Origin of the sequence: Micromonospora foliorum, assembly GCF_022229015.1 — a bacterium.
Classification (GTDB): domain Bacteria; phylum Actinomycetota; class Actinomycetes; order Mycobacteriales; family Micromonosporaceae; genus Micromonospora; species Micromonospora foliorum.
In genome coordinates this window covers 1-5,270 of sequence record NZ_JAKKFF010000297.1, presented here as the reverse complement: position 1 = coordinate 5,270, position 5,270 = coordinate 1, and the positions used below count along the sequence as shown (strand labels likewise).

Below are 5,270 nucleotides of genomic sequence, written 5' to 3'. Positions count from 1 at the left end.
CAGGTCCGGCGCGCCGGACCTGCGGGTCGACCAGCGGGCGATCATCTACACCGGAAAGATGCGGGTGCAGGTGGACGATGTGGAGTCGGCCGCCCGCGAGGCCACCGCCGTGGCCACCCGGGCCGGCGGTTTCGTCGGCGGCGACCAGCGGCGCAGTGCCGACGCCGACGCGGTGGCGGAGTTGGAGCTGCGGGTGCCGGCGGCGGAGTTCACAGGCGTGGTGGAGGAGATCGCGAAACTCGGCCGGCAGCAGAGCCGGGAGATCGACACCCAGGACGTCACCGAGGAGACCGTCGACCTCGATGCCCGGATCACCAGTCAGCGGGCCCGGGTGGAGAGCGCCCGCCGGTTGCTGGCCCGGGCCACCTCGATCACCGACCTGGTGTCGCTGGAGAACGAGTTGGGTCGCCGAGAGGCCGACCTGGCCTCGCTGGAGGCCAAGAAGCGACGCCTGGCCGACCTGACCGCCCTCTCCACGATCACCGTGTCGCTGGCCGGTCCGGCGGCGAAGGCCACCGAGGAGGAGGCCGAGACCGGCTTCCTGGTGGGGCTCAGGGGCGGTTGGAAGGCGTTCGTCGTCTCGATGACAGTCCTGCTCACGGTGCTGGGCGCGTTGCTGCCGTGGTTGGTGGCGCTCGGCGTACCGCTGGCGGTGCTGCTGGTGGTGCTGCGCCGACGGCGTAAGTCCCCGGCTCTGGTCGCACCGGTCAGCGCGCCGCCGCCAGTGCCCGCAGCGCGGTCTGCACCATGACGCGGACGCCGACCGGGATGGCCCGCTCGTCCACGTCGAAGCTCGCCCGGTGCAGGTCGACGTTGGGGCCGGAGCGGCCCACGCCGAGCCGGGCGAGGGCGCCCGGCACGTACTCCAGGTACCAGGAGAAGTCCTCGCCGCCCATGCTCTGCGGTGTCTCGGCGATCCCGTCCGGGCCGAGCGCGGCGGCGGTGGCGGCGGTCAGCACCTGGATGGCACGGGAGTCGTTGCACACCGGCGGCCGGCCGCGCAGGTATTCCAGGTCGACCGTGGCGCCGGTCGGTGCGATCACGTCCCGCACCACCTGAGCGACGATCTTGGGAGCCTGCTCCCAGGTGTCGCGGTCCATCACCCGGAGGGTGCCGGAGGCGCTCGCCTCGGACGGGATGACGTTGTAGCGGGTGCCGGCCGAGGCGTGGCCGAAGACCAGCAGCAGGCCGCTGTTGGCCGGCACCCGGCGGCTGACCAGGGCGGGCACCTCGGTGATCAGCCGACCGAGCGCGTCGACCATGTCCACGGTCAGGTGCGGGCGGGCGGTGTGCCCGCCCGGGCCGGAGAGTCGGACGGTCACGTTGTCGGCCGCGGCGGTGATCGGGCCGACCCGCAGGCCGACCTGGCCCACCGGCAGGTTCGGGTCGCAGTGCAGCGCGAAGATCTGCACCACGTCGTCCAGGCCGCCGGCCTCGATGACCTCCAGCGAGCCGCAGGGCAGGATCTCCTCGGCCGGCTGGAAGATCAGCCGGACCCGGCCGTCCAGCTCGCCGAGGTCGGCGAGCTGGGCCAGCAGCATGCCGACGCCGAGCAGGATCGAGGTGTGCACGTCGTGCCCGCAGGCGTGGCAGACGCCCTCCACGGTCGACCGGTACGGGACGTCCTTGGGGTCGTCCAGCGGCAGGGCGTCGATGTCGGCGCGCAGCGCCACGACCGGGCCGTCCGGCACGCCGTTGACGTCGCAGATCACGCCGTTGCCCTTGGGCAGCAGACGCGGGTTCAGCCCGGCCAGCGACAACTCCCGGGCGATCAGCGCGGCGGTCTCGAACTCGTTGCCGGAGAGCTCAGGGTGCGAGTGGAGGTGACGGCGCGTAGCGATCAGCCCCGGTACCCGGAGCGCGAGGAGGTGGTCCAGCTCGCGGGGCAGGGGCTGGGAGCCGGGCGGCGTCTCCGGCCAGGACGACGCCAGCAGGCCACCCGTGGGCAGCGTCAACGCACTCGTCACGTCGAATTCTCGATCACTAGGAATGGATGGATCATCGGGGACAGCAGACAGCCTAGACCTCCGACGGTGACGCTGCGCAACCTCGTTACGGTAATGATCGGACCGCGCAGAGTCACGTATGCCCTGCTGGGGGCGCTCGTCGAGGCGGGGGACAGCAGGTAGATCACGGTCGAACGCCGTCATCAGCCCCTCACCTCCTACAACGCGTAACCGATCGCGGCGGTCACGAATCCCGGCGCCAGTCAGAGCCCCGTTGCCAAATTGTCGCATTAGTCGGGGTGGTGAACTGACACTCCGACAATTAGCCGACCACACTCCGCAACGAGCCGGATAAGGACGCTCACACGCACCCACCCACCGTGGGCGCACACGGTGTGCGTCCCGGCTCAACCGACCGGATACCCGCTGAGTCCGCCGGACACACCGCGCCCCGGGGTCGCAGTCCCCGGCCGGACGCTCAGAAGCGGTCGGTGGGCCGGTACAACCCCCACACCTCGCGCAGCGTCCCGCAGACCTCACCCACGGTCGCCCGGGCCCGCAGCGCCTCCTTCATCGGGTACAGCACGTTCTCCGTGCCCTCGGCGGCGGCCCGAAGATCGGCGAGCGCCCGCGTCACCGCGTCGGCGTCCCGCTCGGAGCGCAGCCGGGCCAGCCGGTCGGCCTGGGCCGCCTCGATCGTCGGGTCGACCCGCAGCGGCTCGTACGGCTCCTCCTCGTCCACGGTGAACCGGTTGAGCCCGACCACCACCCGCTCCCCCGAGTCGATCTCCTGGGCGATCCGGTACGCGGACTGCTCGATCTCCCGCTTCTGGAACCCGGCCTCGATCGCGTCCACCGCCGAGCCGTGGTCGGCCACCCGCTCCATCAGCTCGACGGCGGCGGCCTCGATCTCGGCGGTCATCGCCTCCACCACGTACGAGCCGGCGAACGGGTCGACGGTGGCGGTCAGGTCCGTCTCGTACGCCAGCACCTGCTGGGTACGCAGCGCGAGCCGGGCGGCCTTCTCGGTGGGCAGCGCGATCGCCTCGTCGAAGCTGTTGGTGTGCAGCGACTGGGTGCCGCCGAGCACGGCGGCCAACCCCTGCACCGCCACCCGGACCAGGTTCACCTCCGGCTGCTGGGCGGTGAGCTGCACGCCCGCGGTCTGGGTGTGGAACCGCAGCATCATCGACTTCGGATCCTTGGCGCCGAAGTCGTCCCGCATCAGCCGGGCCCAGATCCGCCGGGCGGCGCGGAACTTCGCCACCTCCTCCAGCAGCGTGGTGCGGGCCACGAAGAAGAACGACAGCCGGGGCGCGAAGTCGTCGACGGCGAGCCCGGCGGCCAGCGCCGCCCGTACGTACTCGACACCGTTGGCCAGGGTGAACGCGATCTCCTGCGCGGGCGTCGCGCCGGCCTCCGCCATGTGGTAGCCGGAGATGGAGATGGTGTTCCACTTCGGCACCTCCTTGCGGCAGTACGCGAACGTGTCGGCCACCAGGCGCAGCGACGGCTTCGGCGGGAAGATGTACGTCCCCCGGGCGATGTACTCCTTGAGGATGTCGTTCTGGATGGTGCCGTTGAGCGCCGTGCCCGGCACCCCGTTCTCCTCGGCGACGAGTTGGTAGAGCAGCAGCAGCACCGAGCCGGGCGCGTTGATGGTCATCGAGGTGGACACCTTGTCCAGCGGGATGTCGGCGAAGAGCAGCCGCATGTCCTCGATGGAGTCGATCGCCACGCCCACCTTGCCGACCTCGCCGTGCGCGATCGTCTCGTCGGAGTCGTAGCCCATCTGGGTCGGCAGGTCGAACGCGACGGAGAGGCCCATCGTGCCGGCCCGCAACAGCTGGTGGTACCGCGCGTTGGACTCGGTGGCGGTGCCGAAGCCGGCGTACTGACGCATGGTCCACGGGCGGGAGGTGTACATGGTGGGGTAGACACCCCGGGTGTACGGGAACTCGCCGGGGCTGCCGAGCCGGGAGTCCAGGTCCTCCGGAAGGTCGGCCTCCGAGTAGACGCCGTTGATCGGGAAACCGGACTCACTTGACCGCCGTTGGTTCATCCCCGGATGGTAGGACGCCTGGCCACGTCGTCGCGTGAGGGATACCGCACAGTGCGTCCCGACCGGTCGACACCAGGTGAACGACAGGGCACGTTCTGTCGACTTCGATAAACGTCCGTCGCGTCGGCTTTCGCATCGGGCGTCGGAACCAGCAAGATAGGGGGGTTGTGTCCCAGCCCCCCTCGATTTCCCCCGGTGGCTTTTCTGTGACTCAGATCCCGACGTGGAGCGGCGGACCAGTTAGTCCCGCCAACGGACGAGCGGCGCCCGGCACCACCATTGGTGGCCGGTACTCGCTGCGGTCCTCGGTGGGCAACGGCGGCATGGGCACGGTGTGGCGCGCCACAGACACGCTGCTGCGCCGTGACGTGGCGGTGAAGGAGGTCGTCCTGCCCCCGGGGCTGGCTCCCAGCGACCGCGACGCGATGTACGAACGCACCCTGCGCGAGGCCCGCGCCGCCGCCGCCATCCAGCACCCCGCGGTGGTGCAGGTGTACGACGTGGTCACCGAGGCCGGCCGGCCGTGGATCGTGATGGAGCTGCTGGACGCCCGCAGCCTCGCCGACATGGTGATCGAGGACGGGCCGGTCGCGCCCCGCGCCGTCGCCAAGATCGGCATCGCGCTGCTCGGCGCGTTGGAGGTCGCCCACGCGATCGGCGTGCTGCACCGCGACGTCAAACCCGCAAACGTGCTGATCTGCACCGACGGGCGCTGCGTGCTGACCGACTTCGGGGTCGCCCGGATGCCCACCGACGTGCAGCTCACCACCCCCGGCATGGTGCTCGGCTCGCCGCACTTCATCTCGCCCGAGCGGGCCATGGGTCAGGAGTTCGGCCCGCCCAGCGATCTCTTCTCGCTGGGTGTGACGCTCTACACCGCGGTCGAGGGGCGGCCCCCGTTCGACAAGGGCGACCCGATCGAGACCATGCACGCCGTGGTGGAGGACCCGCCCGCCCCGCCGCAGCGCAGCGGCCCGCTGACCCGGGTGCTGATGGGTCTGCTGGAGAAGGACCCGGCGCGCCGACTGGACGTGCACACCTCCCGGGCCATGCTGCGCGAGCTGCTCGCCGGCCCGCTGGGCAGCACGGCGACCGCAGTGCACTCGGTCACCGACCCGTACGCCGTGGTGCCGGTTCAGCAGCGCCCCATTCCCGTCCTCCCGCCGCCCCAGCCGGAGCCGAAGCCGGACAGCCAGATCGGCGGCCCGGCGATGCTGGCCCCGGGTGAGTCCCTGACCGACCGGCTGGCCGCGCTGCGCCGG

The 5,270-nt window shown here is 71.2% G+C and carries 4 protein-coding genes; 2 read left to right on the top strand and 2 right to left on the bottom strand.

Annotated features, from left to right (window positions below; translation table 11 throughout):
- Nucleotides 1-751 (top strand): DUF4349 domain-containing protein (locus PSH25_RS21545; RefSeq protein WP_238660798.1); only part of this gene is annotated, 751 nt, incomplete at its 5' end.
- Here the strand turns inward: PSH25_RS21545 and PSH25_RS21540 are convergent.
- Together PSH25_RS21540 and PSH25_RS21535 are read right to left on the bottom strand one after the other, a co-directional pair.
- Complete coding sequence (locus PSH25_RS21540; RefSeq protein ID WP_238660797.1) at nt 708-1,967, bottom strand: amidohydrolase; 1,260 nt, start codon at nt 1,965-1,967, stop codon at nt 708-710. The genes PSH25_RS21545 and PSH25_RS21540 overlap by 44 nt on opposite strands.
- A 457-nt stretch (nt 1,968-2,424) precedes the next feature.
- On the bottom strand, nt 2,425-4,008 hold the full coding sequence (locus PSH25_RS21535; RefSeq protein ID WP_238660796.1) for an acyl-CoA mutase large subunit family protein: 1,584 nt from the start codon (nt 4,006-4,008) through the stop codon (nt 2,425-2,427).
- Nucleotides 4,009-4,214: 206 nt separating this feature from the next.
- On the opposite strand from PSH25_RS21535, the gene PSH25_RS21530 reads away from it, so the two are divergent.
- Nucleotides 4,215-5,270: serine/threonine-protein kinase (locus PSH25_RS21530; protein WP_238660795.1), on the top strand; the 1,056-nt coding region annotated here is incomplete at its 3' end.

Coding starts and splice junctions, on each gene's coding strand:
- PSH25_RS21535 (WP_238660796.1), bottom strand. CDS start 4,008: ATGAACCAACGGCGGTCAAGTGAGTCCGGTTTCCCGATCAACGGCGTC.